This is a genomic window from Evansella halocellulosilytica (assembly GCF_002335745.1).
GTDB classification, from domain to species: domain Bacteria; phylum Bacillota; class Bacilli; order Bacillales; family Salisediminibacteriaceae; genus Bacillus_CA; species Bacillus_CA halocellulosilytica.
Genome location: NZ_NIST01000001.1, coordinates 2,987,785 through 3,012,769, shown reverse-complemented (window position 1 = coordinate 3,012,769; position 24,985 = coordinate 2,987,785). Strand labels below are relative to the sequence as shown.

At 38.3% G+C, this 24,985-nt stretch carries 25 protein-coding genes; 1 reads left to right on the top strand and 24 read right to left on the bottom strand.

Translation table 11 applies throughout. The annotated features are described in order from the left end of the window. Positions 1 to 29: 29 nt before the first annotated feature. From dnaG to rpsU, 21 genes are all read right to left on the bottom strand, one after another. Positions 30 to 1,853 carry a DNA primase gene (dnaG, locus tag CD001_RS14355; protein ID WP_096188368.1) on the bottom strand — a complete coding sequence of 608 codons (1,824 nt, stop codon included), beginning with the start codon at positions 1,851 to 1,853 and terminating at the stop codon, positions 30 to 32. Positions 1,854 to 1,916: 63 nt separating this feature from the next. Continuing rightward, positions 1,917 to 2,387, bottom strand: a complete 471-nt coding sequence (locus CD001_RS14350; protein WP_257009819.1) for a YaiI/YqxD family protein — start codon at positions 2,385 to 2,387, stop codon at positions 1,917 to 1,919. Between the two features lie 417 nt (positions 2,388 to 2,804). Next, complete coding sequence (locus CD001_RS14345) at positions 2,805 to 3,635, bottom strand: pyruvate, water dikinase regulatory protein (protein WP_096188367.1); 831 nt, start codon at positions 3,633 to 3,635, stop codon at positions 2,805 to 2,807. Between the two features lie 34 nt (positions 3,636 to 3,669). After that, positions 3,670 to 4,317 (bottom strand): helix-turn-helix transcriptional regulator, encoded by a 648-nt coding sequence (locus tag CD001_RS14340; protein WP_096188366.1) that lies wholly within the window; start codon positions 4,315 to 4,317, stop codon positions 3,670 to 3,672. Between the two features lie 117 nt (positions 4,318 to 4,434). Continuing rightward, a complete protein-coding gene (gene glyS, locus CD001_RS14335; RefSeq protein WP_096188365.1) occupies positions 4,435 to 6,525 on the bottom strand; it encodes a glycine--tRNA ligase subunit beta in 2,091 nt (696 codons plus the stop codon). Then, on the bottom strand, positions 6,518 to 7,408 hold the full coding sequence (gene glyQ / locus CD001_RS14330) for a glycine--tRNA ligase subunit alpha (RefSeq protein ID WP_096188364.1): 891 nt from the start codon (positions 7,406 to 7,408) through the stop codon (positions 6,518 to 6,520). Before glyQ ends, glyS begins: the two co-directional genes overlap by 8 nt. Positions 7,409 to 7,919: 511 nt before the next feature. Next, positions 7,920 to 8,675 (bottom strand): DNA repair protein RecO, encoded by a 756-nt coding sequence (gene recO, locus CD001_RS14325; protein WP_096188363.1) that lies wholly within the window; start codon positions 8,673 to 8,675, stop codon positions 7,920 to 7,922. 33 nt (positions 8,676 to 8,708) lie between these two features. Continuing rightward, entirely contained in the window at positions 8,709 to 8,855 is a 147-nt protein-coding gene (locus CD001_RS14320; RefSeq protein ID WP_096188362.1) for a YqzL family protein, read from the bottom strand. A 709-nt stretch (positions 8,856 to 9,564) separates the two neighbouring features. Further along, entirely contained in the window at positions 9,565 to 10,461 is an 897-nt protein-coding gene (gene era / locus CD001_RS14315) for a GTPase Era (protein WP_096188361.1), read from the bottom strand. A gap of 7 nt (positions 10,462 to 10,468) precedes the next feature. Continuing rightward, the gene (locus tag CD001_RS14310) at positions 10,469 to 10,867 is read right to left on the bottom strand and encodes a cytidine deaminase (RefSeq protein ID WP_096188360.1); all 399 of its coding nucleotides are present in this window, start codon (positions 10,865 to 10,867) and stop codon (positions 10,469 to 10,471) included. A 27-nt stretch (positions 10,868 to 10,894) separates the two neighbouring features. Then, entirely contained in the window at positions 10,895 to 11,284 is a 390-nt protein-coding gene (locus CD001_RS14305) for a diacylglycerol kinase family protein (RefSeq protein ID WP_096188359.1), read from the bottom strand. Beyond that, positions 11,268 to 11,732, bottom strand: a complete 465-nt coding sequence (ybeY, locus tag CD001_RS14300) for an rRNA maturation RNase YbeY (RefSeq protein ID WP_096188358.1) — start codon at positions 11,730 to 11,732, stop codon at positions 11,268 to 11,270. Before ybeY ends, CD001_RS14305 begins: the two co-directional genes overlap by 17 nt. Next, positions 11,722 to 14,013 (bottom strand): HD family phosphohydrolase, encoded by a 2,292-nt coding sequence (locus CD001_RS14295; protein WP_096188357.1) that lies wholly within the window; start codon positions 14,011 to 14,013, stop codon positions 11,722 to 11,724. The genes ybeY and CD001_RS14295 overlap by 11 nt, the downstream gene beginning before the upstream one ends. Before the next feature lie 56 nt (positions 14,014 to 14,069). Continuing rightward, positions 14,070 to 15,032: a PhoH family protein gene (locus tag CD001_RS14290; protein WP_096188356.1), complete on the bottom strand. Its 963-nt coding sequence runs from the start codon at positions 15,030 to 15,032 to the stop codon at positions 14,070 to 14,072. Between the two features lie 5 nt (positions 15,033 to 15,037). Next, positions 15,038 to 16,225 carry a sporulation protein YqfD gene (gene yqfD, locus CD001_RS14285; protein ID WP_096188355.1) on the bottom strand — a complete coding sequence of 396 codons (1,188 nt, stop codon included), beginning with the start codon at positions 16,223 to 16,225 and terminating at the stop codon, positions 15,038 to 15,040. A gap of 15 nt (positions 16,226 to 16,240) precedes the next feature. Further along, complete coding sequence (gene yqfC / locus CD001_RS14280; RefSeq protein ID WP_096188354.1) at positions 16,241 to 16,528, bottom strand: sporulation protein YqfC; 288 nt, start codon at positions 16,526 to 16,528, stop codon at positions 16,241 to 16,243. A 281-nt stretch (positions 16,529 to 16,809) separates the two neighbouring features. Continuing rightward, complete coding sequence (locus CD001_RS14275) at positions 16,810 to 17,346, bottom strand: hypothetical protein (protein WP_096188353.1); 537 nt, start codon at positions 17,344 to 17,346, stop codon at positions 16,810 to 16,812. 52 nt (positions 17,347 to 17,398) lie between these two features. Next, complete coding sequence (gene floA, locus CD001_RS14270; protein ID WP_096188352.1) at positions 17,399 to 18,403, bottom strand: flotillin-like protein FloA; 1,005 nt, start codon at positions 18,401 to 18,403, stop codon at positions 17,399 to 17,401. Between the two features lie 22 nt (positions 18,404 to 18,425). Beyond that, the gene (locus CD001_RS14265) at positions 18,426 to 19,775 is read right to left on the bottom strand and encodes an NfeD family protein (protein ID WP_096188351.1); all 1,350 of its coding nucleotides are present in this window, start codon (positions 19,773 to 19,775) and stop codon (positions 18,426 to 18,428) included. 196 nt (positions 19,776 to 19,971) lie between these two features. Continuing rightward, positions 19,972 to 20,415, bottom strand: a complete 444-nt coding sequence (locus CD001_RS14260) for a GatB/YqeY domain-containing protein (RefSeq protein ID WP_096188350.1) — start codon at positions 20,413 to 20,415, stop codon at positions 19,972 to 19,974. 17 nt (positions 20,416 to 20,432) lie between these two features. Then, positions 20,433 to 20,606, bottom strand: a complete 174-nt coding sequence (gene rpsU, locus CD001_RS14255) for a 30S ribosomal protein S21 (protein WP_013488195.1) — start codon at positions 20,604 to 20,606, stop codon at positions 20,433 to 20,435. A gap of 185 nt (positions 20,607 to 20,791) precedes the next feature. On the opposite strand from rpsU, the gene CD001_RS14250 reads away from it, so the two are divergent. Then, positions 20,792 to 21,727 (top strand): Na/Pi symporter, encoded by a 936-nt coding sequence (locus tag CD001_RS14250; RefSeq protein WP_096188349.1) that lies wholly within the window; start codon positions 20,792 to 20,794, stop codon positions 21,725 to 21,727. 125 nt (positions 21,728 to 21,852) lie between these two features. On the opposite strand, the gene deoC is transcribed toward CD001_RS14250, so the two are convergent. From deoC to CD001_RS14235, 3 genes are all read right to left on the bottom strand, one after another. Further along, positions 21,853 to 22,524, bottom strand: a complete 672-nt coding sequence (gene deoC, locus CD001_RS14245) for a deoxyribose-phosphate aldolase (protein ID WP_096188348.1) — start codon at positions 22,522 to 22,524, stop codon at positions 21,853 to 21,855. Positions 22,525 to 22,878: 354 nt separating this feature from the next. Next, positions 22,879 to 24,222, bottom strand: a complete 1,344-nt coding sequence (gene mtaB, locus CD001_RS14240) for a tRNA (N(6)-L-threonylcarbamoyladenosine(37)-C(2))-methylthiotransferase MtaB (RefSeq protein WP_096188347.1) — start codon at positions 24,220 to 24,222, stop codon at positions 22,879 to 22,881. A gap of 5 nt (positions 24,223 to 24,227) precedes the next feature. Beyond that, the gene (locus tag CD001_RS14235) at positions 24,228 to 24,977 is read right to left on the bottom strand and encodes a 16S rRNA (uracil(1498)-N(3))-methyltransferase (protein WP_096188346.1); all 750 of its coding nucleotides are present in this window, start codon (positions 24,975 to 24,977) and stop codon (positions 24,228 to 24,230) included. Positions 24,978 to 24,985: the final 8 nt, after the last annotated feature.

Below are 24,985 nucleotides of genomic sequence, written 5' to 3'. Positions count from 1 at the left end.
ATCCCTCCTTCCTATAATTCACGACAAATTCATTGATTGTTTCTTATACTGTTCTTTAGCTCTTGCTCGATTTTCATAATTTCCATTGCGAGCATTGCTGCTTCTTGGAATTGTTCTAGTTCTTCTGCTTTTTTTTGTTCAACTTTTAGTTGCTTAATTTGTTGTTTTTTCGGATAATTCTCGATTTGTGTTATATAATCATTCAACTCTTGCTCAGACATATCTGCATTTAATGTCTTCATCGCAAGCTCTGTAGCTAAATGTTTTAACCTTTTGTCCTCAAGCCGCTCGATAAATAGTGAAGAATTAGCTTCATGACCTTCTGCGTAAAAGCTGTACAAATGAGCAGCAATTGCTTGATGTTCATCTATGTTAAAGGTACCGCCAATCTTTTCTTGTACTTGATCAGCTATATCCCGTTTTTGCAGCATATAAGCTAACAATATCCTTTCTGCATTTTCATGTGCAGATAATAATTTTTTTTGAACTTGTGGTCGGGATTCAAAAGTCCCATTATTATGACGGTTTTCTTTTTTCTTTCTCGCTTTAAATATTTGAGTTTGCTCTTGCTTTAAAGCTTCAAGTGACAACGAAAATTCATCTGCCAACTGCCTTAAATAGTGATCTCTCTCCACTGCACGTTGCAGTTTGCTGATTTCTGTCAAAGTTTGTTGGATATATTCCATTCTGTCCCCTTCGTCATTTAAGTTTTTACCTCTACGATAAAATCGAAACTTAAACCCCATAAAGGTTAAACTTTGACCGATAATGTTATGGACAAACCGTTCGGGACCATGATCGCGTATATAGTCATCAGGATCATTTCCGTCTGGTAGTAAGGCAACTCTCACATATAAGCCTAAGTCTTCCAGTATTTGAGCATTTTTATAAGCTGCTTGTTGACCTGCATCATCAGAATCATAACAAATAATGACTTTATCAACATTTCGCCTGAGCATTTTTCCTTGTCCTTCAGTTAAAGCAGTTCCTAACGTCGCAACTGCGTTATCTATACCCGCTCTCCATGCTGACGTAACATCGGCATACCCTTCAAATAACACTGCTTCGTTTTTCTTCCTCATGGAGGGACGGGCAATATGAAACGAATATAAAGTTTGACTTTTATTAAACACGTCAGACTCTGGGCTGTTTAAATATTTCGGATTCCCTTCATTCAAAACCCTTCCACCGAATGCAATAATGTTCCCTTGTTTATTCCAAATCGGAAACATAATACGATCACGAAACCGGTCAAAAGGCTTATTGTCAAATTCTCTAACTGCTAATAAGCCGCACTTAGCCATCTCGCTCATTGGCAATTGTCTCTTCTCCAGAAATGAAGTAAGAAAATCCCAAGAGTTTGGCGCATATCCAATTTGAAACTGGTCGATCACTTCCTTCGTGAACCCGCGCTTACGAAGATATTCTCTCGCCTCTCTTCCTTCATCTGTCGTACTTAAAATATGATGAAAAAGCTTTGCTGCCAATTCGTGACCTTTATACCAATGCTTCCGGTCTTCGTCTTGTCGCTGTGTTCCTTCATTGCTTGATCCTATATCCGGTAATTCAATATTCGTTCGAACTGCTACCTTTTCGACCGATTCAATAAAGGATAATCCATCCAATTCCATTAAGAATGAGAAAACATTCCCTCCAGCTCCGCAGCCAAAACAATGATACAATTGTTTATCTGGTGATACTGAAAATGATGGGGTTTTCTCTCCGTGAAACGGACAAAGACCAATAAAGTTTCTTCCTTGCTTTTTCAATTGAACATATTCACTAATCATGTCCACAATGTCTACGGATTTTCTAATTTCTTCTATTTTTTCTTCCGAAATACGTGGACTCACTACATTCACCCGCCTTCTTTCGTAACTTGAAAGAAATGGCGTAATATAATTTCGCCCTCTCCATCAAAAATCCTTCTTTTTTGACAAGATTTTTTCTAATTCTTTTTTAAACATTACTTTATCGTCGCTTGTAAGCTTTTTAGGTCCTTTTGTACGTAACCCCGCTCGCCTCCGTTTTGCTGCTTCATGTCGAAAGTGAAGCAAATATTCAATATTAGATAAAGTAAACGTTTTTCCCCTAGGGGATAAAGTTGTTACCCCTTTTCCTAATAAAAGACTTGCAAGCCCTAAATCCTCGGTAATTGCAACATCTTCTTTTCCAATCAGATTCATAATTTTCAAATCTGCTTCTTCCCGTTCTTGATCCACAAAAATAAATGTGACAAAATCTGGGTAAGAATTGGTGCGGAAGTGGGCATACGACGAAACGATAGTAACTTCTACAGAGTAGTCCTTTGCAATATGAATGACTTCATCCAGAACAGGGCATGCATCTCCGTCGACAAAAATCTGCTTCTTCTTTTCTCTCATCATTTCTTATTCTACATTCCTTACAGGATTCCTTCTTCTTATCTAGATTTAATCTGCATCCCATTTACTATCTTTACCAAAAAAATAATAAAAAGTCTTGACATTTACAATTTATTTGATCTTTTTTTCTTATATTCTAAAAAAATGAAAAAACCAACGAATTTTTTCTTAAAAATCATGTTCTTCATATTTTTATAACATTTATTCAAAAATCAGTTTACAGTAAGCTCGTACACACGTAATGACACATCCTATACATCATATACACCAATATCATTATTCATGAATGTTAAAAATAAAAAATGAAATCACAATTTTTCATTATATAGCATCCTTTTCATTTGCGCTATACATTTGCATTAAAAATTTGCAACACATTGGAAAGGACCGAATCATACAATGATCCAGTCCATTCATTTTTTATTCATGTTTACGATTCAGTTGAATCATTTGGAAAATAATATTTGCCGTTTCTTCTACAGCTTTATTTGAAACATCAATCACTTGGCAGCCAATCCGATCCATAATGGTCTTTGAATAGTCCAATTCTTCTGCAATTCTGTCAAATGTCGCATAACTCGCTTCTTCTTTTAAACCAAGAGCTTTTAGTCGCTCTGCTCTTATCGTATTAAGCTTTTCGGCACTAATTTGTAAGCCAATTATTTTCTCAGGCGGAATTTCAAATAATTCCTCCGGCGGTTCAACCTCAGGAACGAGTGGGACATTTGCCACCTTTAAACGCTTATGTGCCAAATATTGAGAAAGCGGCGTTTTTGAGGTTCTTGAAACGCCAACAAGCACGACGTCTGCGCGCAAGACTCCCCTTGGATCTCTTCCATCATCATATTTAACTGCAAATTCAATCGCTTCAACTTTCCTGAAATAATCCTCATCTAATGTATGCATTAAACCTGCTTCATTACGAGGAGGTTTATTTAATTGATTTTGAAATAGATTAACCATTGGTGAAAGAATATCGTGATACGATATTCCATGTTTGTTCGCTTCCTTTATTAAATAACTTTTCACTTCCTCGATAACGAGTGTAAAAGCAATTGTTCCCTCCGTTTCTTTTGCCTGGGAGATGACCTCATCAACCGTAGACAAGTCTTCCACGTAAGGAATACGCCTAACCTCAATATTTGAACCATTAAATTGACTCGCTGCAGCTTTCACAACAAGTTCAGCTGTTTCACCAACAGAATCAGACAAGACATAAACAATTGGATTTTTCTCCACTTCTGTCTTCATCCTCCTTTCATGTCTCCCCTCACTGTGATATTTATTAAATATCGTCATTTGCAAAACTGACAAATGCCTTCGTGATGTTCGTTTTCGTTATCCGCCCAATGACCTCTTGTTTCATTGAACCGTCTACATCAACATCCCGTACAACAGGCAATCCATCAATTTGTTTATCAATTAACTGATTTGCAACATCAATTAAAAGATCTTCAGGCTTACAAGTCGTGATATTCGGCATTCTCGTCATAATAATACTTATAGGAACGGATTCTAAATCTTGCTTTCCCATGCTCGCTCTTAATAAATCCTTTCTAGATAAAATGCCCACAAGAATACCTTTACCGTTAACGACAAATAAAGTGCCTACATCTTCTAAAAACATCGTACAAATCGCATCATATACTGACGCAGATTCATTCACTACGACAGGAATTGACTGGTATTTCTTTACTGTCATCTTTTTAATTTTCTCACCTAATAGCTGGGAGCCCGTTTTCCCAGTATAAAAATAGCCGACTCTAGGACGAGCATCTAAGAAACCTGCCATTGTTAATATGGCTAAATCCGGACGCAATGTCGCACGAGTCAACGATAACTTTTCAGCAATTTGCTCACCAGTTATCGGTCCGTTATCTTTAACAATTTGTAGAATCAATTGTTGACGTTCATTTAAATCGATTATACTCACCGCCCTCTGCACACAGGCATATGTGATCGTTTCATATAACTAATACCATTTGATCTGTCTACTACCTATACTCTCTATATTATAACTGATCATGTCAAATCCTATCTGTCATTCCAATTATTCTGAATGAAAGACAATCGCATTAAAGTCTGCAAAGGAGTTTATTAGTTGTGCTGTTTCCACCATTTGTGCCAAACGATTCTTCTTAATAGCTGCATCGTCAGTCATAACCATAATATTATCAAAATAGTTATGGATGACTGGCTCTAACACCTTTAAACGCTCATAAGCTTCTTCAACTTTCCCTTCTGACAAATCGTGAGAAATACTTGATTCTATTTCTTCTTTCGTCGATTTCAGTAAATTCTCTTCTGATTCTTTTAACAAATCTTCTTGAACTGCTGCAGACCCTTCTGTACTTTTCTTTGAAATATTCGTTACACGGCTGAATGCTTCAACAAGTTTTTTAAACTCCTGCTTATCAAGCTGACTCATTAAAAAGTGCGCCTTTTTAACTAACGTTTGAATATGACCGAGGTCTGTTTTTAAAACAGCGTCAACGACGTCATAACGTACTCCTTGATCTTGAAGAAGGTTTTTCAATCGGAGCTTCAGAAAATCAATTAAATCCTCTTTTACACTGAATTGATCGCGTTTAAGCAGCCCTCTCGTTTCAGCTATTTGAATAGCACCTTCAAATAGATCGATTAAGTTAAAGTCCCACTTTTGTGAAAGATAGACTTGAATCACTCCAGCCGTTTGACGGCGCAGGCCATGTGGGTCTTGTGAGCCTGACGGTACCATGCCAATTCCAAAGCTCGTTACAATCGTATCTACTTTATCAGCAATACTTACAATCGCTCCTAATTGTGTTGAAGGAGGTAAATCAGAAGCTTGCTTTGGCAAATAATGTTCATAGATCCCTTTCGCTACTTCCGGCTTCTCACCAAATTTTAACGCATACTCTTCACCCATACGACCTTCAAGTTCTGGAAACTCACCAACCATGTGTGTAACTAAATCTGCTTTACACAACTCAGCTACTCGCTCAACTTGACTGGTTCGTTCATGATCTAGATGAATTGTCTTAGCAATTATTGCTGATAATTCCTTAATTCTGCGGACTTTATCTCCCATTGAACCAAGTTCTTCGTGATAAACAATCGATTCTAATCGCTTTAATCGCTCTTCAAGAGAATGTTTTAAATCTTCTTGATAGAAAAACTCCGCATCTGCAAGTCTTGCACGCAATACTTTCTCATTTCCCTTTTGGACATTTTCGAGATGACGATGATCACCATTCCTTACTGCAACAAAATACGGAAGTAATGTTCCTTCGGCGTCTTTTACTGGAAAATATCTTTGGTGTTCTTTCATTGAAGTCACGAGTACATCTTCAGGAACGTTTAAAAAACGGTCATCAAATTCGCCATATAATGCTGTAGGATATTCTACAAGGTTCGTCACTTCATCAAGTAAATCTTCATCGATGATAATATTCCAGCCTTCAGTTTCCCCTATGAGCTCAATTTGTTTACGGATCGCAGATTTCCTTTCAGCAGCATCTGTGATTACGTGTTGTGATAACAAAGCATGAACGTATTCATCTGCCTTTGGTATCGTCGTTTCCTCACCTAAAAAACGGTGACCATACGATTTATTTGACGTATTTATACCTGATACTTCGAATGGAATTACTTCTTCACCGTAAAGAGCTGTTATCCACTTTATCGGCCTTACATATCGAAGTGAGTTTGCACCCCAGCGCATATTTTTAGGAAATGAAAGACTTAACATGACATCTTTCATCACTGGCAGTAACTCTGAAGTCTTTTTTCCGGCAATAAATTTTTTCACAAAAACATATTCTTCGCCTTTAATTTCTTTAAAGTAAATATCTTCTACTGCAACTCCTTGACCTCTCGCAAAGCCTTGTGCTGCTTTCGTCCATTCTCCATTTTCATCTTGAGCAATTTTCTTAGATGGCCCTTTCGCTTCCTCTTCTATATCACCTTGTTTTTCATGTAATTCAGCTACTAAAACAGCTAATCGGCGAGGAGTAGAGTATGTGTGTATATCATGATAAGATAAACGATTTTCTTTTAACCAGTCGACAACTTTCGCCTTTAGTTGATTGGCTGCATCATTGACAAAACGTGCAGGCATTTCCTCTAAACCAATTTCAAATAAAAATGAACGTTTACTCATCGGACGTTTCCTCCTTCTCTTTCAACAATGGAAATCCTAGATTTTCTCGTACTTCGTAATATTGCTTTGCGCATTTTCTCGCAAGGTTTCTGACTCGTCCAATATATCCGGTCCGTTCTGTAACCGAAATTGCTCCTTGAGCATCTAACAAATTAAATGTGTGTGAGCATTTTAAAACGTAATCATATGCTGGGATGACCAAATTTTCATTTAAGGCTCGACTTGCTTCCTGTTCATAAGTAGAAAAGAGGTTAAACAACATTGTACTATCTGCTGTTTCAAATGAATATTTGGATTGCTCGAATTCATTTTGTAAAAATACGTCTCCATAACTAAATCCTTTGACCCACTCTAATTCATAGACACTTTCTTTGTCTTGGATGTAAGAAGCAAGGCGCTCGATTCCATACGTAATCTCAACGGAGACAGGGCTAGCATCCAGACCTCCGACTTGCTGGAAATATGTAAATTGAGTAATTTCCATACCGTCAAGCCAAACTTCCCATCCTAATCCCCAAGCAGCTAGAGTAGGTGCTTCCCAATTATCTTCAACAAATCGGATATCATGTTCCTCAGGATTAATTCCTAATTCGCGTAAACTTTCTAAATAAAGTTCTTGTATGTTACTAGGCGAAGGTTTCATGACGACTTGAAACTGATGGTGCTGATAAAGACGGTTTGGATTTTCCCCATATCTACCATCGGCAGGTCTTCTTGATGGTTCAACATAAGCAACGTTCCAAGGTTCAGGACCGATGCTTTTTAGAAATGTCATCGGATTCATCGTCCCTGCACCTTTTTCTACATCATATGCTTGTAAAATCATACAGTTTTGTTTAGACCAAAAATTCTGTAATGTTAAGATCATCTCTTGTACATTCATACATTTCCCTCCAAATTTTTACTCGGCAATTAAGAAAAGCGCTGGAGTCCCGACAGGAAGAAGTCCGAACTTAGACTTCAAGTGGCGGGGCGAAGCGACCTCGAGCCGATGGCGCCTGAAGTCTAGACATTAATCGAGAGATTGATATTTTATAAATTCTTATCTTTTAAGAAAAGCGTAAGCCGCATGGGGTATAAACAGCAAACGAGAGATTGAAATTTCACACTTTCTAATCTCCTTAAATAAGAAAACTCCCGTCTCTATGTCTATCATCGACATAGGGACGAGAGTTTACCCGCGGTTCCACCCTAATTGCTTTACTTTATTCGTAAAGCCACTTTCATCAAATCGCTCGAGAACGCCTTCCTCAGTTTCTGTATCCCTAGCTTCCACCATCCTAGGTTCGCTGCTGAAGTATTACTTCATTATACAGAGAGACTAAGTACTACTTTCTTTCTTTGCAACCGAGTATTTTGTTTAAATCAAATCTTACTCAAAAACTGTGTATGTGTCAACTTCCTTCTTCAAACATTGAATCAATTTGATCTAAAAAACGTTTTGATTTTAACCTAATGCCGACGTATTCATCAAAATACATTTGAAGAACCTCTTTTAATTGTGCTTTCGTTTCTTTTTTAACAGAAATATTTCCTAATCGCTTTAAATCAAATTGTTGAAATAGACGAAGAAGCTTAATAACAGCTTGGTTGACTTTCATGTGGTATGCATCTTCATGTTTGCAGCGATTGCAGAGGATTCCCCCTTGACGTATCGAGAAAACGAATGCATCATCAGTTTGACCACATAAAACACAATAGCTAAAATTAGGTCTTACACCCGCAACATCAAGCATTTTCGTTTCAAAAATTCTCGTTAGTATATCTGGATCTACACCTTCATTTAAATAAACGTGCAATTGATAAACAAGTTCAAATAAATACGGGTCTCGCTTGTGATCTTCTGTCAATCGATCAACCATCTCAACGATATAAGCAGCGTGAGAAGTAAGTTTTAAATCTTTACGAACTTCTTTAAAGGAGTCAATAATATCCGCTTGGTTTAACGTACCTATTCCGCTTGATCTTTGATAGATAAACATTCCATACATAAACAATTGAGCGCTCGAAGCGAAACGGCTTTTCGGCCGTTTTGCTCCACGCGCCATCAGTGCTACTTTACCATTTTCCCTAGTTAAAACCGTTATGATTTTATTTGTTTCTCCGTAATCATTTGTTCTAATTATAATTCCTTCTACTTTATGAAGCATTATGATCACCACCATTCAGGCAGTAAACGAGGCTTAATGCGTCGGAGGATCTGTTTCTTCCAAAACTAACTCTGTGGTTTCATCATCATCGGGGTTACCTTGACGTTCAAGTTCTTTAAACAGCAAATATGAGTCAATGTTGCCTGTTACAGAGAAAACTTTCCAAGGTATCTCTTTCATTAGAAAATTCCACCTTTCAGCATCAAGTAATATCCTCTTGTTATAAAAATAGCTTTAACCTCGTTCACCTGTTTCATGTTATGGAATTATTGACAATTTATTAGTAAAGTGGAAGTTGCCTATAGGTTTCGGTGTAAAGCACCGCCTTTTCCACACTAAACTAGATCTTTTTGGTGTGTACCCTCGATATTTGATCGTTAAAACAGCTCGATATAACTATCGTTGAAGACATCATAGTCTTTTTTTTACAAAAAAACAAGATTTATAAGAAAAGCGAAAGGTGCCCGCCTATCGGCGACACTCTTGACCTGCGACGAGTAACCGCAGGACCAAGTGCTTGAGTCCCGACAGGAAGAAGTTCGAACTTAGACTTCAAGTGGCGGGGCGAAGCGACCTCGAGCCGAAAACTACTGTCTCTTCCACTTCCAGTATCACTTTGAGGCTAGATCCGTCAACCGGGCAATACGCCGCGTCCTGTGGCATGCCCGGCATTAGGACGTCCTGTCCGTCGAGACAACTCGTAAGATCAGATCTTCGGCTAAAACCCCCGCGTCCTGCGGGAACACCGAAGTCACCACATCCGTGTGGAAGCTCGTATAGGAAACGCTCGTGCCTGCTAGTCTAGACAGCAATCGAGAGATCGAAATTTACTAAATAAAAAGACTTCCTTTGGCTTACATTAGCCACTAAAGGATAGCCTTTCTATTTATCAATATTCTTCGTCTCGATAGCCAAATTCATTTAAATATTTCGCTTTGTTTCGCCAATCTTTTTCAACACGAACCCAAAGTTCTAAAAACACTTTTGAACCTAGTACAGCCTCAATGTCTTCTCTTGCTCGCTGCCCAATCTCCTTAAGCATTTTTCCTTGTTTCCCAATGATGATTCCTTTTTGTGAACTGCGTTCAACAACAATGACAGCCCCAACATACACTTTATCGCGGTCTCCACGTCGTTTAATTTGTTCAATGTCTACAGCAATCGAGTGAGGAATTTCTTCATGTGTTAAGTGTAGCACCTTTTCCCTGATCATCTCTGCCATCAAAAACCGCTCAGGATGATCAGTCACTTGATCTTCTGGGTAGTATTGCGGTCCTTCCTCTAAGTAACTGAACACTTGATCAATTAATGTGTTAACATTATTTCCTTGCAATGCAGAGATTGGAATAACCTCTGTAAAATGAAATTCATTACGGTACTCTTCAATAATCGGTAACAATTCATCAGGATGTACTTCATCTATTTTATTAATGATTAAGAAAATAGGAGTATCGACATTTTTTAGTTTCTCCATAATAAAATTGTCACCGCGGCCACGTCCTTCTTTTGCGTCAATTAAAAAGAGCACAGCATCTACTTCCCTTAATGTCGTTTGAGCTACTTTCGTCATAAAGTCGCCCAATTTATGCTTCGGTTTATGTATACCTGGAGTATCAATGAAGACTACTTGACCTCGTTCTTCTGTGTATACTCCTTGAATTCGATTTCTCGTCGTTTGCGGTTTATCACTCATAATCGCAATTTTTTGCCCTAATACTTGATTCAATAATGTTGATTTTCCGACGTTAGGTCTGCCAATCAGTGCAACAAAACCTGATTTCTTCATGAAGCCATCACCTTTCTAAATCCTTTGGAGAAAATGCACCAGGCAGTATTTCCTCAACTGTCCATTCTGATACGTCACCATTTAAATTTGATAAAATCACTTTTGCATCTCGCGGCAACAACTCTGACATCACTTGTCTGCATGCACCACACGGAGAAACTGGCCCGTCCGTATCTGCAACAACGGCAATCGCCTTAAAGTTCATCACGCCTTCAGAAACGGCTTTAAAAATCGCTGTTCTCTCTGCACAGTTACACATACTGTAAGCTGCATTTTCGATGTTACAACCATGATAGACAGTTCCATCACTTGATAGTAACGCTGCACCGACGGGAAACTTTGAATATGGTACATATGCTCTTTCTCGTGCTTTCATTGCTTCTGTAATTAATGTCTTTTCTTCCATTCGATTCACCTTCTTAAAATGTTCTGATTAAAATAACGCTATAATTCTCGGTATAAATATAATTGCCCCAACAATTACAGCTGTGACTGAAAAGATGAAAACAGCTCCAGCAGCAGCATCTTTAATAATTTTCGCCCGTTTATCATACGATTGGACTAAAAAATCTACAATGTGTTCAATTGCCGTATTAAGGAGCTCCAACGCTAAAACACCGCCAATAACGATCACAAGCACTGTCTGTTCAAAGAGTGGAATATTTAGCAGCTGTGCTGCAATAAAAATAACGATAGCTAAAATCGTATGTATCCGAAAATTTTGCTCGGATTTCCATGTGTGCACAATTCCCATTGAAGCATAGACAAAACTTCTTTTTAAACGGCTCCACGAAATAAACGGTCGCTTATTTTTTAAGCCCATGTTTTTGCAAGATCATTTCTTGTCTTTCATTCATGGCTTTTTCTTGGTCTTCAGTTTCATGATCATAGCCAATTAAATGTAAAAAGCCGTGAACCGAAAGGAAGCAAAGTTCCCGTTTTATTGAATGTCCATATTCTTCAGCCTGCTGCTCAGCTCGTGGAACCGATATAATAATATCTCCGAGTAAATCAGGCATTCCTTCACCTACTATATCCTCTTCACCTTCATTTAGCGCAAAAGACAACACATCTGTCGGCTTATCCTTATTGCGGTAATTCTTATTTAAATCGTGTATCGTTTTATCATCTACAAAAGTGAGTGACACTTCTGCATGATCACTCACTTCTTCTTCCTCCATTGCAGTGAGTATGACTTCTTTTACAACGGTAAGCATATTGTTATCTAGCTGTTCCGTTTCATCCGCTAATTCAACGTGTCTAGTTGTCATGCTTATCACCTTCTTCTTTCACTTCTTTTTTCTCTTTCACTTTTTCTTTTTTCTCTTTCACTTTTTCTTTTTTCTCTTTTTTCACATCGTCATCTGGATATTCAATGCGTGAGTGGAACGTCCCTTGTAACGTTTCACAAATAGATGTAGCTACAGTATTCAATTGTTTTAACGTTAAATCACATTCGTCAAACTGTCCATCCTCTAAACGGTCTGTAATAATTTTCCTTACAAGATTATCAATTTTCTCTGGAGTCGGTTTGTTCATCGAACGAACGGCTGCTTCAACACAGTCTGCGATTCCGACGATCGCTGCTTCTTTCGTTTGTGCTTTCGGCCCCGGATATCTGAACTCCTCTTCATGAATTGGCTGTTCTGACTCTTGAGAAGCTTTATGGTAAAAATATTTAAGTAATGTTGTACCGTGGTGTTGTTCAGCAATACCGATAATTTCTTTAGGCATCTTATATTCTTTTAACATGTCTGCCCCATCATATGGATGAGCAATAATGATCGTCTTGCTAAGCTGAGGCGATATTTTATCATGAGGATTATCCATTTTCATTTGATTTTCTATAAAGAAATGAGGACGTCTCGTCTTACCGAGATCATGATAATAAGCCCCTACTCTTGCTAATAAGCCATTTGCCCCAACAGATTCGCATGCCCCTTCTGCCAAATTAGCGACAATCACACTATGGTGATACGTCCCTGGCGCTTCAAGCAATATTTTTCTAAGTAATGGATGGTTTGGACTCGATAACTCAATTAATTTCGTCGTTGATAAAACGCCAAACCCAGCCTCAAAAAATGGGAGAAGCCCAAGTGTTAAAACAGCTGCAACAAAACCTGATACCATTCCAAACCCGACGTGGAAACCGACGTCTATTAAGTTATATTGTCCATTTTTTAGCATAATTAATGACACGATGACTAATACATTAATTAAACCGACAAATAATCCTGATTGTAATATTCTCATAACACGATGAGACTTACTTAAGAAAAAGACACCCGCTACAGAACTAAAGAATACATAAATTCCATGAGAATAGTCAATTATACCAGCTGACTGCCCATTGAACATCACACTCGAAACAATGGCAAAAACCATACTCGTAAAAAGTGCCACTCGTGAGTGGAGCAATGTTGTAATTAACATCGTTCCCATCGCCACCGGAACGACGTATGTCATCCCTTCAATCTCAATGATGTGCGTGAAACTAACAATTTTTAACAAAACGAGTGTCGCAGAATAAATAAGTACATACATCAATAAATGTGTATTGTTCGTTTGTAAAGTCGTTTTTGCGTCACCTAAGTAGTAAGCTAACATAGAGATTAACAGTATGACGATGAATGCTAATCCGACAAATGGATAGACAATCGTATGATCTTCCAGCAATCCGACCAGTGCAAGCTGGTTATAAATTTCAGAAGTGATCACTTGGCCTTCTTCAACGAGCAACTGGCCTTCCCGTATTAAAACAGGCTCTATTTCATCAACAGCATCTTGCCTTGCATCTTCAGTTGCTTCTTCGTCTAATAAGTAGTTTGCAGTAATTCCAAATCGTGCTAACTCAATCATTGACCGATACAGCTTTGGATCTACAGTAGGAATCAATACTTTTCTTTCTGCACTATTTTTTGCTTCCTCTACTTCATCGATATGTATATCATCACTCATGACATCATGAATAGCATTAGTCGTCGTTTCTTGAGCAATTTCAAGCTCATCTTCTGTTGATTCTAATAATGTTACTAACGTATCCTCACTCAAATCTTCACTCGTTTGCTCAGTAATAATTTGCCGAACCTTCTCCAGCTGATCATCTAAGGTGATTTCTTCAGGGATATCTTCAAGAATGTCATCAGCTTGCTCTTCATCTGCATACTCTGCTTCTTCTTCTATTTCTTCAATTTCTTCTTCACGCTCTTTCGCTTCTGTTTGAACATGCTTTACAGTCGTGAAGATTTCATTTATACGTTCAATTTGATTTTGGGCATACCTAGGATTAGAAGAATAGACAGGTTCGACAGAGTCATACGCGTCTTGCCTTAATCGTTCTGTTTCTTGCTTATTCTCAATCGTAAGAGGAGAACGGATATCCTGGTCTGCAACCCCACCCATTTCTACTTCGAGTGTGTCAGGAATAACATTAGAAAACATTAAGGCATAAGTAACTAAGCCTAATATGATAAATAGAAAAATACGAATATAACGGTGATTTTTTAGCTTTTGCCACCATTTTTGATGTTCAATAGAAGAACGCTTCCCCATAATGATTCCCCACCTCGCAACACATATCAGAACCCTATCTTGTCTAACAAAAGAGGTTATTCATGATCTTTTTCATATGCATCTATAATTCGTTGAACGAGTGTATGCCTCACGACATCTGCAGATTCCAAATAAATGAACGAAAGTCCTTCAACGTGTTTTAATATGTCAATAGCAACCTTTAATCCTGATATTTTTCCTTTTGGTAAATCGACTTGTGTTAAATCTCCGGTAACAACCATGTTTGATCCGAAACCTAACCTCGTTAAAAACATTTTGATCTGTTCTGAAGTCGTATTTTGTGCTTCATCTAATATGACGTAGGAATCGTCTAAAGTACGCCCTCTCATGTAAGCAAGGGGTGCGATTTCGATTGTCCCCCGCTCCATTAAACGAGTTGTCTGCTCAACACCTAAAACATCATGCAAAGCATCGTAAAGTGGTCTTAAATAAGGATCTACTTTTTCTTTTAAATCCCCTGGTAAAAAACCAAGACTTTCTCCAGCTTCGACAGCTGGCCTCGTTAAGACAATGCGTTTTACTTGACCTTCTTTTAATGCATGGACTGCCATTACGACGGCCAAGTACGTTTTCCCTGTACCAGCAGGACCGATACCAAAAACGATATCATTTTTTTTCAACGCTGATAAGTAATGCCTTTGACCGAGGGTTTTTGCTAAAATTGGCTTTCCTTTTGCAGTTGTTGTTACTTTTTCTTCGTAAAGATCAAAAATTTCATCTAACATGCCTCGATTCGCTAGTTGTGCAGCATAAACGACGTCTCTTTCTTGAATATTGATGCCTTTACGAATTAACTGAATGAGCACTTGTAAGACATCTTCTATCTTTTGTATATCCTCGGGAGAACCAGTTACCATAACCTCTTCTCCTCGTGTTAAAATCGTTGTATTTAAAGCTTCTTCTAGTCTTTTTAAATGTCTGTCATTAGGTCCGAATAAAGCTTGTACTTCATTCGCATTTTGTACACCTAACTGAATCGTTTGCCGTTTTTCTGTCAATCTTCTCAGTCTCCTTGAATTATCGGTTGTTTTTCCGCAATTTGATCTACTATCCGATAGTGAATAGTTACTATAACTTTACCACCCTCAACCCTATGGTGCAAAACTTTTTCGCCTTTTATTTCAGCTTTTTCAGTAAAACTTTGTAATAATTTTTCTGCTCCTTTTTCAACTGCCAATGATATTAGCTCTTTTTTAGACGGAGCAATGACAGCCCTTTCCGTCTCGAAATATTCTTTACTTCCATAATGAATAGGAATAGTATAGCCAAAAATACTCCAATTCGTTTTATGTTCTTCTATTTTCGTTTGTTCGTATTCTGGAGGGGTCCAACCCCAAAACGGGAATGAGAAAGACCCTAAATGCAACTCGTGCGTTTTATGTCTCTCACCAGTTGCTACATCCAATTCTTTTTCAACAGGTAATTCAACTGTCGTTTTATACCAAAATTCACCAAACACTTCACCTTTTGCTGAGACTCTCTGCTCTGCCCCTTCTTTGCCAATGAGCCCTGAAACGAGCAAGTCCCCTTTTTCAACGACTTGATTCGGCTCGATAACCGGCCGACCATCTTCGATAAATATGTCTTTTATGACAGCTTTTCTATTCGCTACAAGGTGCCCTGGTGCTTCGGCTGGTTCCTTTTCAGCTATTTCCTTTTCTACTACTTGAAAATGATAGGTCGTTCCTTTTACCGTTACCCCAATCCAAGTTGCGCTACTAATTTCATCTGTTACAAATGACTGTATCTCTTCAGGCTTCGGTAAGCGAAACTGAAATGCTCCTTTTCTAACCCCTAAATCAGTCACAGCCTGCCTTAATTCATGTTCAACTTCGGGCGAAGCACCATCAATTTCAATGTTCCACACCATATTTGACAATGATAATAGTAAGATGAAAAAAAGCAGGGCACCTATCATTAATCCGCTCCGCCTCTTTAATTTTTTATATATGAACGGCAGGCCTTTCCGTTCCAAAAACGAGATCTTACAGTTTGATCGTCTGGCAAGCTTTCGAAGTTTGGGCACCTCGTCCAAAAAGATCGTACAAACAAGGACATCACTACCCGGATATTGGATGTCCCACACACGGATATTTTCATAAATACAGCGGTTTATAAATAGTTCTGGATAAGGTCCTCTAATTTTCACTCTTACACTTCCAGTTACTTTATGTACCCAGTTATTTTTCATTTTATCTCACCTTCTTTATGAATTGTTGTGAATAAATTTGACATCATCAACGACGCCTTCTAAAAGGATTTCTTCAGGTAAAATATTTTTTATTACGAATGATTTTCCTTTAATGAGTAGCTCTCCTTCGGTTAACCTCAATCGTAATTCGTCGTTTGTAAATCGAATAAGTCCACGGTGATTTTCAATATAAATATGAAAGTGACCAATCATGGTCACCCTAGGTAAATCCATCATGACATCCGCAGGAAGATCCATATTCTTCGTCATCCATTGTCTGATCACTCTCTGAAACTTTTTCATGACGAACCCCCCTTCAACTCATATGTATGTAAAATCTCACAGTCCTATCACAACAAATCGTACAAATGAGAGGTGAATAACAATATCTCTGTAAATGGATGTGTTAGTGCAGGAACTTACTGTTAAGCACGAAGGTAGTAATTGTTCAGCAGTATGTAGAATTTAAGAGAGTGGTGTTAAATGACACGTCTTTGGATGTATGAGGTACAATTTCTGTAACAAGCTCAGATTAACGTCAAAAAAGCCTTCACACAACATGTGTGAAGGCTTTTAAGAAGTAACTATTTGCGATATGAAAACGTTTCTCTCGGTTTACGCGATCGTGGTTTGCCTAAGATTTCAGACCAAATGATCCCTTTAACAGCTTCATCTCTCGAAATACTAGAGAAATCAAGTTCCACTTTGGATTTACGATTTTTCGTCAAGTCCGAGTTTTGTATTGGAGAGTTTTCAATTTTAGATGCATTTCTTTTTGCTTCTTGTTTCCGTTTCTTTAGATTTTCATATCGCTCTAACAGCTCTTCGTTTGTTTTATTTAATTCTTTTTCTCCATCCCTTGAAAGGGGACTGCTATTTTCTGCTGACGGCTGACGAGTAGTTTCGCGTCTTTCTTCAACAGTTTGTGTCTCCTGTTTGAAGATTTCACGCCAGTCAACTTCTTCCTCCCTATGTGACTGTCCAGTTTCTGCTGGACGGTTTTGAGGGCGGTTAGGTCGTTTATTCTCCTGCTTTTTGTTGCCACCTAACCCTTGAAAGAAGCTCAATATTGCTGCAATGATAAAGAAAAGAATAAGTGGATTTTCTAATAATCCTTGCATTTGCTACTGACTCCTTCCTCGAGGTCAGAAAAGAATTCAAACGTTTCTTTTCTTAATATTTTTTGCGTCCGCCCTCATTATTGTCAGTATCATCATCAGTTGCTTTTCCAATCGATTCACGCATATCTGTATCAGCCATGACGTTTTTTAAGTTCATGTAGTCCATGACTCCCATATTTCCAGAGCGTAATGCTTCAGACATCGCTAGTGGTACTTCTGCCTCAGCTTCAACAACTTTTGCACGCATTTCTTCTACTCGCGCACTCATTTCTTGTTCTTTTGCTACGGCCATCGCACGACGTTCTTCAGCTTTTGCTTGCGCAATCACTTTGTCTGCTTCTGCTTGATCAGTTTGTAGCCCTGCACCGATGTTTTTACCGATATCAATATCTGCAATATCGATCGATAAAATTTCAAATGCTGTACCAGAGTCCAATCCTTTTTTCAAAACTGTTTGAGAGATCATGTCAGGGTTTTCTAATACTTCTTTATGGTTCTCTGCAGAACCGATTGTTGATACAATCCCCTCACCTACACGAGCGATGACAGTATCTTCACCTGCACCCCCGACTAATCGATCAATGTTTGCACGAACTGTAATACGTGCCTTCGCTTTTACTTCAATTCCGTCCATTGCAACACCGGCAATGAATGGTGTTTCAATTACTTTCGGGTTTACACTCATTTGAACAGCTTCTAATACATCACGTCCAGCAAGATCAATTGCTGCACAGCGCTCAAAGCTTAAATCGATGTTTGCACGTTGTGCTGCAATTAACGCATTTACAACGCGGTCAACGTTACCACCTGCTAAGTAGTGACCCTCTAATTTATTCGTACTAATGTCAAGACCGGCTTTAACCGCTTTAATTAACGGATTTACTACCCGGTGAGGGATAACTCGACGAAGTCTCATTCCTACTAATTGGAAGATCCCAACTCTTACTCCAGCTGCCCATGCTGAAATCCATAGTGCTACTGGAACAAAAGTGAATAATACTGCTAATGCTACGATAATAAGTCCTAACGTAATAATTAGGCCAATTTCTGCTGGCATAATACTTCCTCCTTTTAATCATTCATTTTTCTTTGTTTTCGGTATCTCCACTCACTTCTCGAACAACGATTCGAGAACCTGCTGTAGAGATTACCTTCACTTTCCTTCCTTGTTCAATATATCCTCCTTCAGAAACAACGTCAAGTCGTTCATCTTCGATTAATGCTGTTCCTGATGGACGAAGGGTTGTGATAACCTCTCCAATTTTACCGACAAATTCAGTACGAGTTTCATTGGATACATATCCTTCTTCATTTTTTGTTGCATCATTTAAAACCACTCTTTTTAATGGACCTCGGTAACCAACATACTTAAAGAAAAGTACCGAAACGATAATCGTTAAAACAGCGGCAATTAAAATAGATAGTAAAATATTCATTGTCGAATAGGAAGCTAAAACCATGCTCCCGATGATTGCCCCGATTCCGATAATACCGAAGATACCGAAACCGGGTACAAATATTTCAACAATCAATAATATAGCCCCTACTGCGAACAGAATAAATGTTTCCCATCCGGCAAATCCTGCAACCATATGACCAAAGAAATATAAAAATAACGCTGAAGCTCCCATGATTCCTGGGATTCCAAAACCTGGTGAATATAATTCAAGGACTAATCCCATACTTCCGATAGATAATAAGATCGGAATGACGATTGGGTGCGTAACAAATCGTGCAATCTGTTCAGCAAAACTAACCTCTGCCACTCTTTCTTCTGCATTCTCAAGTCCTAAATATTGTAACAACTCTTGACGATCTCGAGCGATTGCCTCTGCATATCCGACTTCATATGCTTCACTAGCAGTCAACGTTAATAGTTGCCCTTCACCTGCTCTGTATTCAGGTAAATCAATAGTAGGATCCGCCATAGCTAAAGCATACTGTGGATCACGGTCATTTAATTCTGCTGCATTTTTCATCGCTGCCAGCCAAGCGGAATGTGCTTTATCATCCGCCGCAGTTCCAGAGCCACCTTCAATGACTTGCGCAGCACCCATTTCTGAACCTGGTGACATGACAATATTATTTGCATTTAATGAAATATAAGCTCCAGCTGACATCGCTTCTTTTACTACAAATGCAGTCGTTTGAGTATTTGTATTTTGAATTAATGAAGCGATTTCATTTGCAGCATCCACTAATCCACCTGGTGTATTTATTTCAAATACAATATGATCTGCCCCTTCTTCTTCTGCTGCAGTAATCGATCTATTAAGAAAAGATAAAAGCCCTCTTTCAACTGCCTGTTCGACTGGGATATAATAAACCAGCTCTCCATCACTATCACCTTCTGTATGGGACGGAACGAAAGTAAGTAGAAAGGCAAACATGATCATAGAAATGAAGGTCATCATACGTAACTTTTTCATAAGGTGCTAATCCTCCTTTCTTTTATGTAAAAATCTTATTAATATATACGGAGTAAAAGGCTAAAGGTTTCACCCCTACGTCTTAAATTATATAAAAAATAGACAGATTATGATATTAAGATGGCTCATTTTTACTAAAAATATAAAAACGCCCTGTGCTTACGAACACAAGGCGTCTATACGCATCATTTTTTGTTTATGATAACGATTTTTGGACTAGTTGATTTACTTTATTGCCATCTGTTCTTCCTTTTACCTTTGGCATGATGGCCCCCATCACTTTCCCCATATCAGCTTTAGAATTCGCTCCGACCTCTTCAATTGTTTCTTGAACAATGAGTTCGAGCTCGTCATCTGATAACTGTGATGGTAAGTATTCTTCCAATATATTGATTTCTGAGTTTGTTTTTTCAACTAAGTCAATCCGATTAGCTTGTTCAAATTCATGGAGGGAATCTTTTCTTTGTTTCATTTCACGATTAAGAACAGTTAACGCTTCATCCTCAGTCACTTCTCTACCAAGCTTTATCGCTTCGTTTTGAATAGAGGATTTCACTGAACGAATCACTGATAGACGTTGCTTCTCTTTATTCTTCATCGCTACTTTCATATCTTGATTAAGACGATCAAGAAGATTCAAGGATCTACACCCTCTCCTTAGAACTTACGTTTACGAGCCGCTTCGGACTTTTTCTTACGCTTAATACTTGGTTTTTCATAATGCTTTCGCTTACGAACTTCTGCCAACGTACCTTCCTTAGACATCGTTCTCTTGAAGCGACGAAGAGCAGCATCGATAGATTCATTTTTACGTACACGTGTTTCTGCCATTCTATATCCCTCCCTCCGAACAACCAATCAAAACATACAAAATTGCATGTCTTTATTGATTATATATGAAAATGTATGTATTGGTCAACTTACAAGTTTAAAAGAGCAAGTATTGCTTTGTTACATTTAACTTGTCATTCTTGTCCACCTTTTTCCATACACATGTTCAGAGGAGGGGGAAAAGAATGAATCAAATCTTTTCAATGTTCGCTATTTATATTGCACTATTTCTATTCGGAATGACGGTGATGAAACAAGGCCTTTTTCATATACAAGGGAAAAGAATGAAAAAGTTTCTTTATAAAGCTGTAGACCACCCATTTAAAAGTTTTATTGTAGGAGTTGTCATTACAGCACTTCTTCAAAGTAGTTCTGCCGTAATGATTATGACTGTAGGGCTCGTTGCAACAGGATACTTATCATTCAAACATTCAATTGGAATCATATTAGGCGCTAATATTGGAACGGTCGTTACATTAGAAGTACTTGCAATTGACCTTTCTTGGATTATAGCACCCGCCTTATTAATAGGTGTTCCATTGTTAATGACCCGCCACCCTTTTATGTTTTCATTTGGCTGTTTTAGTTTTGGTTTTGGCAGTATCCTCGTCGCGATGCATGGTTTTGAAACATTGGCGTATCCATTATCATCATTATCAACCGTTTACGATTGGATCTTGTCGACAAATGAACATGAAGTACTCGCTGTTTCAGTCGGAATGATATTAAGTGGTATAATTCAGTCAAGCTCTGCGGTAACAGCTATTGCCATGTCTTTTATGAATGAAAATTTATTTTCATTACCTGCAGGCATAGCAATTATGCTAGGTGCAAACGTTGGGACATGTTTGACAGCATGGCTTGCAAGCCTTGGTGGAAGTAAAGAGTCAAAACTGACAGCTTATGCTCATATTTGGTTAAATATTTTCGGGTTACTTATTTTCTTTCCACTGATTCAAGTTTTCTCAAATTTCATTGAACTAACCACATCTTCACCTGCTCAGCAGCTTGCTCATGCGACACTGATTTATAATGCCTTTTGTTCAGTCATTGTTTTACCATTTATAAATCAATTCACGAAATTTATTTTGTGGATACACCGCTTTAAAGAAAAACGTTAATTATCCATGCATTGTTTTCCTCTTCACACTAAGCAGATTTGCACCATAATCATTTAAATACGATGTTTGCTAATATCGTTATCATATAAAAGAGGCTCGTCCGATGACAAGCCTCTCTCTTTATGTTAATAATCAGAAGTTCCTTCTTCACCTTTCACAATCGCGATACCAGCACTGGCTCCAATTCTCGTTGCACCTGCTTCAATCATCGCTAATGAAGATTGACGATCTCTGACACCGCCAGAAGCTTTTACTCCGATGTCAGGACCTACTGTTTTTCTCATAAGTGCTATGTCCTCAATAGTTGCACCGCCTCCGGAAAATCCAGTAGATGTCTTAACAAAGTCAGCTCCTGCTTCAACAGAAAGTTCACATGCCTTCACTTTTTCTTCCTCAGTAAGTAAGGATGTTTCAATAATTACTTTTGTCAACGCTTTTCCTTTTGCAGCATCTACAACTGCTTTAATATCGCGAAGAACGAGCTCGTAATCACCTGATTTTAATGCCCCTACATTAATTACCATATCAACTTCAGTTGCACCTTTTTCAATAGCATCTTTTGTTTCATATGCCTTTACCTCAGGTGTTGATGACCCTAATGGGAAACCAATAACGGTACAAACTTTCACGTCTGTATCTTTTAAAATTTGGTAAGATGTCTTTATCCAAGTAGGGTTTACACAGACAGATGCAAATTTGTATTCTTTTGCTTCATTTGCAAGGGTAACGATTTGTTCTTCAGTCGTATCTGGTTTTAAAAGCGTATGATCAATAAATTTCGCTAATTCTTTACTCATTTATATGACCCTCCTTATATGTAGATGTACGTACCACAACATAGAATAACATTTTTTATCACGTGTGAATAGCACCTTTATAAACTATTGTGCCTAAAGTATAAAAAAACTTGTAATCCGTTTCATTTAAGGATAAAAAAATAAAAGATCAGAGTTATAAATGTGAAATTGCGCAAAAGGTTGGGAAAAAACTTAGTACAATCGAGTGATGCCCTCATCACCATAATTTTGATCATTAAAAAAGAACCCGATTATATATTACGATAATCGGATTCTTCCTTATACATTTTATCATCAAATAGTTTATCGCTATCGTGCCCGACACTTTTGTGAACTAGGAAAGATTGTACTTCATTATCCATTAACAACTTGCTTTTGTTCGGAAAGGACACGGACGAAACTGCCTATATTATACGGATAACCCGCTTGATCTATTTTTACTTTTACAATTTCCCCCACCATGCTCTCATCGACAGGAACTTTTACTTTCAAGTAATTATCTGTATAACCGATATAGTATCCGCTGTCAGGATTTTCTTTATCCTTCTCTTCAGGTATAACTTCGAGTACTTCCCCCTCAAATTGTGAAGCATACTCTTTCGCTAATTGATTTGATAATTCAATCAAACGATGGACACGTTCATTTTTCACATCATCTTCCACTTGATCGTCCATACGAGCAGCAGGAGTACCTGTACGTTTAGAATATGGAAATACGTGGAGTTCAGAAAAATGTACTTTTCGAATAAAATCAAATGTCTCTTGGAATTCTTCATCCGTCTCCCCAGGAAATCCGACAATCACATCGGAAGTAATCGCTAAGCCCGGAAGAGCTTTTTTTAATTTAAGGATTCGTTCATAAAAGAATTCCATCGTATACTTACGACGCATCCGCTTTAGAACACTATTTGAACCTGATTGCAGCGGTACATGTAAATGGCGAACGACTTTATTTGAACGATCGATTACGTCAATCACTTCATCCGTAATTTGGCTTGCTTCAATAGAGGATATTCGGATACGCTTTAGCCCTTCGACTTCCTCTAAATCGAGAAGAAGTTTCGCTAAACTATAATCCTTCATATCTTCACCGTATCCACCTGTATGAATACCCGTTAACACTATCTCCTTATACCCAGCCATCACGAGCTGCTTCGCTTGTGCAATAACATCCTCTGGCTTACGAGAACGCATGAGGCCACGTGCCCAAGGAATAATACAAAATGTACAAAAGTTATTACAGCCTTCTTGTATTTTTAATGAGGCTCTAGTGCGGTCTGTAAAAGAAGGAACATCGAGTTCTTCATAGACACGAGCCTTCATAATGTTGCCGACACCATTAATTGGTTCACGATCTTTTCTAAACTGACCAATATATTCGATTAGTTTATGACGGTCTTGTGTACCTACGACGATGTCGACACCTGGAATCGCCATGATTTCTGCTGGTGACGTTTGTGCATAACACCCCGTGACACAGACGACAGCTTCAGGATTTTTACGTATCGCTCGTCGAATCACTTGACGACTTTTTTTATCACCTGTATTTGTTACGGTACAAGTGTTAATCACATAAACGTCTGATGTTTGATCATATTCTGTTTTTTCATAGCCTGCTTGCTGAAACAGCTGCCAAATCGCTTCTGTTTCGTAATGATTAACTTTACAACCTAATGTATGGAAAGCAACCGTTGGCATTTTATTCACCCCAACAATTCAAAATGATATGAGATTGCCGCTAAACCGTAAAGCGGTGCAGTTTCAGAACGTAGGATTCGCGGCCCAAACCCACATGTTAATGCACCAAACTCTTTCATTTCAATGACTTCACGATCAGAAAAACCGCCTTCCGGACCGACAATAAGCAATAGTTTGTCCCCAGACTTCATTTGTTCTAACACTTCGGATAAACGACTTTTCTCATCGCTTTTAGCTGCTTCTTCGTAAGCAACTAAAACATGTGTATATTCTTTAAACATTGAGACAAGACATGAAAATTTCTGTACCTGTAACACTTTAGGCACTCGCTGGCGGTGAGATTGTTCAGCTGCTTCTTTCAAAATTTTATTCCACCGCTCCATTTTTTTGTGTGCTTTTTTCTCGTCCCATTTCACAATCGAACGTTCTGCTTCAAACGGGATAAATTCATATGCTCCGAGCTCGGTCCCTTTTTGAAAGACTAGTTCTAGTTTATCACCTTTAGGCAGCCCATGAGCAATTGTCACTTTTACTGGTAGTTCTTTATCCACATGTTCTTCCGAGATAATTTGTGCTTTTATGTGGTTATCAGCAAACTCACTTAATTTACATGTGTAGCACCGATCGATTGCACAGCAAACAATCGTGTCACCTATGTCCATGCGCATGACACGTCGAATGTGTTTTTGTTCTTCCCCGGTAATCATAACATAATCAGCCTTAAAATGTGATGTGTCCAAAAAATACCGTTGCATCTGTCTTC

Bases quoted from the DNA above. Each gene is read 5' to 3' on its own strand.
- CD001_RS14350 (WP_257009819.1), bottom strand. From the start codon at position 2,387: ATGATGAGAGAAAAGAAGAAGCAGATTTTTGTCGACGGAGATGCATGC.
- CD001_RS14345 (WP_096188367.1), bottom strand. From the start codon at position 3,635: ATGAAGACAGAAGTGGAGAAAAATCCAATTGTTTATGTCTTGTCTGAT.
- glyS (WP_096188365.1), bottom strand. From the start codon at position 6,525: ATGAGTAAACGTTCATTTTTATTTGAAATTGGTTTAGAGGAAATGCCT.
- glyQ (WP_096188364.1), bottom strand. From the start codon at position 7,408: ATGAATGTACAAGAGATGATCTTAACATTACAGAATTTTTGGTCTAAA.
- recO (WP_096188363.1), bottom strand. From the start codon at position 8,675: ATGCTTCATAAAGTAGAAGGAATTATAATTAGAACAAATGATTACGGA.
- CD001_RS14320 (WP_096188362.1), bottom strand. From the start codon at position 8,855: ATGAAAGAGATACCTTGGAAAGTTTTCTCTGTAACAGGCAACATTGAC.
- era (WP_096188361.1), bottom strand. From the start codon at position 10,461: ATGAAGAAATCAGGTTTTGTTGCACTGATTGGCAGACCTAACGTCGGA.
- CD001_RS14310 (WP_096188360.1), bottom strand. From the start codon at position 10,867: ATGGAAGAAAAGACATTAATTACAGAAGCAATGAAAGCACGAGAAAGA.
- CD001_RS14305 (WP_096188359.1), bottom strand. From the start codon at position 11,284: ATGGGCTTAAAAAATAAGCGACCGTTTATTTCGTGGAGCCGTTTAAAA.
- ybeY (WP_096188358.1), bottom strand. From the start codon at position 11,732: ATGACAACTAGACACGTTGAATTAGCGGATGAAACGGAACAGCTAGAT.
- CD001_RS14295 (WP_096188357.1), bottom strand. From the start codon at position 14,013: ATGGGGAAGCGTTCTTCTATTGAACATCAAAAATGGTGGCAAAAGCTA.
- yqfD (WP_096188355.1), bottom strand. From the start codon at position 16,225: ATGAAAAATAACTGGGTACATAAAGTAACTGGAAGTGTAAGAGTGAAA.
- yqfC (WP_096188354.1), bottom strand. From the start codon at position 16,528: ATGAAAAAGTTTCAGAGAGTGATCAGACAATGGATGACGAAGAATATG.
- CD001_RS14275 (WP_096188353.1), bottom strand. From the start codon at position 17,346: ATGCAAGGATTATTAGAAAATCCACTTATTCTTTTCTTTATCATTGCA.
- floA (WP_096188352.1), bottom strand. From the start codon at position 18,403: ATGCCAGCAGAAATTGGCCTAATTATTACGTTAGGACTTATTATCGTA.
- CD001_RS14265 (WP_096188351.1), bottom strand. From the start codon at position 19,775: ATGAAAAAGTTACGTATGATGACCTTCATTTCTATGATCATGTTTGCC.
- rpsU (WP_013488195.1), bottom strand. From the start codon at position 20,606: ATGGCAGAAACACGTGTACGTAAAAATGAATCTATCGATGCTGCTCTT.
- CD001_RS14250 (WP_096188349.1), top strand. From the start codon at position 20,792: ATGAATCAAATCTTTTCAATGTTCGCTATTTATATTGCACTATTTCTA.
- deoC (WP_096188348.1), bottom strand. From the start codon at position 22,524: ATGAGTAAAGAATTAGCGAAATTTATTGATCATACGCTTTTAAAACCA.
- mtaB (WP_096188347.1), bottom strand. From the start codon at position 24,222: ATGCCAACGGTTGCTTTCCATACATTAGGTTGTAAAGTTAATCATTAC.
- CD001_RS14235 (WP_096188346.1), bottom strand. From the start codon at position 24,977: ATGCAACGGTATTTTTTGGACACATCACATTTTAAGGCTGATTATGTT.